Origin of the sequence: Mesorhizobium sp. M00.F.Ca.ET.216.01.1.1 (assembly GCF_004010325.2) — a bacterium.
Lineage (GTDB): Bacteria > Pseudomonadota > Alphaproteobacteria > Rhizobiales > Rhizobiaceae > Mesorhizobium.
The window spans coordinates 1-536 of sequence record NZ_SADR02000099.1; the positions used below are offsets into that span (position 1 = coordinate 1).

Sequence of the window (536 nt, forward strand, 5' to 3'; positions counted from 1 at the left end):
TTAACGGTCAATTCGACGTTCTGGTCGATGAGCCGGAAGGCGAGCATCGCCAGATCGAGCCCAGCGACAGTTCCGGCCTGGCGCACCGAAAGCACGGTCGTCGCGTGATGGTTCTTCGGCACGATGGCGTCGGTCGTCAGATCACCCGCCCGGCCGAGATCTTCCAGAAGTGCTGCCCGCACCAGGGGCTCAAGCATGATTGCGGGAAGCGGCGAGAGGTTCATTGCTCGACGTCTTCAAGCGTTGGAGAACATGGGAATTCCTCGGCTTTCGTCAAGGCTTCTTCCAGCGTGAGCCTGGAGCGGCGCGCGATGTCAGCACGATAAGGAAAGTCCGTGCGGTGGTGAGCGCCGCGGCTTTCTTCGCGCAGGAAGGCCGCAACCGCGATCAGCAGTCCCACTACCGCGGGATCGGACGCCGCATCGTGGCGTTTGGCCAGCGGAAGCAATGTGCTCACGGCCTCGCGCAACATCTCGCCATTGCGCTTCACGCCAAGGCTGCGTGAGAGGAGAGGGCGCAAGGAGAGTGGATCGGGC

2 pseudogenes are annotated in these 536 nt (G+C 62.9%); both read right to left on the reverse strand.

The annotated features are described in order from the left end of the window. Nucleotides 1-224: pseudogene (locus tag EN859_RS35200) on the reverse strand (nicotinate-nucleotide diphosphorylase (carboxylating)); the annotation flags it as partial. Beyond that, nucleotides 221-536 (reverse strand): annotated as a pseudogene (locus EN859_RS35205) (L-aspartate oxidase); the annotation flags it as partial. The pseudogenes EN859_RS35200 and EN859_RS35205, both read right to left, overlap by 4 nt.